A 2741-nucleotide genomic window follows, 5' to 3' on the forward strand; every position below is an offset into this window, starting at 1 on the left:
GACCGGGCCATGCCCCTCGGCCACCGACATCTTCTCCTCGCCATCGACCACCACCTTGACGATCGCTTCGGAGACCGTCTTCAACTGGCCGTTGGCGTCGAAGCGGCGCTCGACCATACAGCGGAACGAGGTGACGTTGAAGAATTCCGGCAGGCCGTGCAGCATCTTGCGGGCGAGGAGTTCGAAGCTGGCATCGGCGCCTTCATAGGCATAGCCCTCGGCCTCGCGCTCCTTGACCACGGATATCAGCGCGTCGAGCCGGTGATCGTCCTTCGGCACCTCAATGCCGCGTCGCCTCAGCTCGGCGAGGAAATTGGCCTTGCCGCCCTGGTCCGAGACCATGACACGGCGGCGGTTGCCGACCGTTTCGGGGGGGACGTGCTCGTAGGTCGCCGGCTCCTTGGCCAGTGCGGAGGCATGAATGCCGGCCTTGGTGGCGAAGGCGGAAGCGCCGACATAGGGCGCTTGCGCCTCTGGCGCTCGGTTCAGGAGTTCGTCGAATGCGCGCGACAACCTGGAAATGCCTGTCAGCGCCTCAGCCGAAATGCCAGTTTCGAAACGATCGGCGAAGGCCGGCTTTAGCGCCAGCGTTGGCACGATCGAGATCAAATTGGCGTTGCCGCAGCGCTCCCCGATGCCGTTGAGCGTGCCCTGGATCTGGCGCACGCCAGCCTCGACAGCGGCGAGGGAATTCGCCACGGCCTGGCCGGTGTCGTCATGGGCATGGATGCCGAGATGATCGCCTGAAATGCCTGATAAAATAACCTTCTCGACGATGGCGCGGACTTCCGATGGCTGCGTGCCGCCATTGGTGTCGCACAGCACCACCCAACGCGCCCCGGCATCATAGGCGGTCCTGGCGCAGGCCAGCGCATAGTCGGGATTGGCCTTGAAGCCATCGAAGAAATGCTCGCAGTCGACCAATGCCTCCTTGCCGGCGGCGATCGCCGCCTCGACGGAGGCCTTGATGGCATCGAGGTTCTCCTCATTGGTGCAGCCGAGCGCGACACGGACGTGGTAGTCCCAGCTCTTGGCGACGAAGCAGATGGCATCCGATTTCGATTGCACAAGAGACGCTAGGCCGGGATCGTTGGACGCCGACACCCCTGCCCGCTTGGTCATGCCGAAGGCGACGAATTTGGCGCGCTCCGTGCGCTTCTCCTGGAAGAAGGCGGTGTCGGTCGGGTTGGCGCCGGGATAGCCGCCTTCGACATAGTCGAGGCCAAAAGCGTCAAGCAGTTTTGCGATGGCGATCTTGTCCTCGACGGAAAAGTCGATGCCCGGCGTCTGCTGGCCATCGCGCAATGTGGTGTCGAAGAGATAGAGGCGCTCGCGGGTCATGGTCATTTGCCTGCAAACTTGTCCGTCGCGCGGATCAGCCGGTCGAGGATACCCGGCTCCGAATAAGCATGGCCGGCGCCCTCGATCAGATGGAAATCCGCCTTTGGCCAGGCCTTGTGCAGCGCCCAGGCATAGCGCGCCGGGCATGGCATGTCGTAGCGGCCATGGACGATGGTGCCGGGGATGTCGCTCAGCCTGTGCGCGTCGCGCAGCAATTGTCCCTCTTCCAGCCAGCCGGCATGGACGAAATAGTGGTTCTCGATGCGGGCGAACGCGACGGCATAGTCGTCCTGCCCAAACGGACCGCTTGTCTCAGGCTCCGGCAACAGCGTGATCGTTTCGCCTTCCCACAGGCTCCAGGCGCGGGCCGCCTCGATCTGCGCCTTTCGATCCGTGCCGACCAGCCGCTTGCGATAGGCGACCATCATGTCGCTGCGCTCGGCCTCCGGGATCGGCGCCAGGAAGCGCTCCCATTTGTCCGGGAACATTTCCGAGACGCCGAACTGATAGTACCATTCCAGTTCCGCACGCGTCAGCGTGTAGATGCCGCGCACCACCAGTTCGCTGACGCGTTCTGGGTGGGTCTCGGCGTAGGCGAGCGCAAGCGTCGACCCCCAGGAGCCGCCGAACACCAGCCATTTGTCGAAGCCGGCCATTTCGCGCAGCCGTTCGATGTCGGCGACCAGGTGCCATGTCGTATTGGCTTCGAGCGAGGCGTTGGGCGTCGATTTTCCGCAGCCACGCTGGTCGAACAGGATGACATCGTAGAGCTTCGGGTCGAACAGCCGCCGGTGTTTTGGCGAAATGGTGCCGCCCGGCCCGCCATGCAGGAACACCGCCGGCTTGGCGCCTTTAGTGCCGGAACGCTCCCAGTAGACCTGGTGGCCGTCGCCGACATCGAGCATGCCGGAATCGAACGCCTCGATCTCGGGATAAAGCGTACGCAATTGACTGCTCATAGTTGTAAACCTTTGGTCGGCCAGTCCGGCGTTTCATGGTCTGGGTGCTGGAAGGAGATGATGGATTCCTGCCTGTTGTAATAATCAGGATCCTGGTGGACGGGCTGATCGAAGATCGTCTCCACCCAGGGCAACCGCGCGGCATAGTTGACCTGGATCTGCGGTGCCAGGTCCGAACGGTCGTCGAAGGCACCGATCGCGATTTCCAGCCCGCCGGGCTGCCGATATGTCAGCGGCGTGCCGCAGCGGGCGCAGAAACCACGATCGATGTTGACCGACGACTGGAAGTAACTCGGCTCTTCATGGGTCCATTCGACGCCATCTCTGGGCACCGTGACCAGCGCGCCGAAGAACGAGCCGAACTGCTTCTGGCACATGCGGCAATGGCAGATGGACGGACGGCCGAGCGCTCCATGAACGCGGAAGCGCACGGCGCCACAC

Annotated in this window: 3 protein-coding genes; all 3 read right to left on the reverse strand. The window is 63.3% G+C overall.

Going from position 1 to position 2741, the window contains the following annotated elements; translation table 11 throughout:
- Positions 1-1347: citramalate synthase (cimA, locus tag EN994_RS25880; RefSeq protein WP_206530503.1), on the reverse strand; the 1347-nt coding region annotated here is incomplete at its 3' end.
- Positions 1344-2300, reverse strand: a complete 957-nt coding sequence (gene pip / locus EN994_RS25885) for a prolyl aminopeptidase (protein WP_013532557.1) — start codon at positions 2298-2300, stop codon at positions 1344-1346. The genes pip and cimA, both read right to left, overlap by 4 nt.
- Positions 2297-2741 (reverse strand): GFA family protein (locus tag EN994_RS25890; protein WP_164746194.1); only part of this gene is annotated, 445 nt, incomplete at its 5' end. The genes pip and EN994_RS25890, both read right to left, overlap by 4 nt.

Source organism: Mesorhizobium sp. M7A.F.Ca.CA.002.09.1.1, from assembly GCF_003998555.1.
GTDB lineage: Bacteria > Pseudomonadota > Alphaproteobacteria > Rhizobiales > Rhizobiaceae > Mesorhizobium > Mesorhizobium ciceri.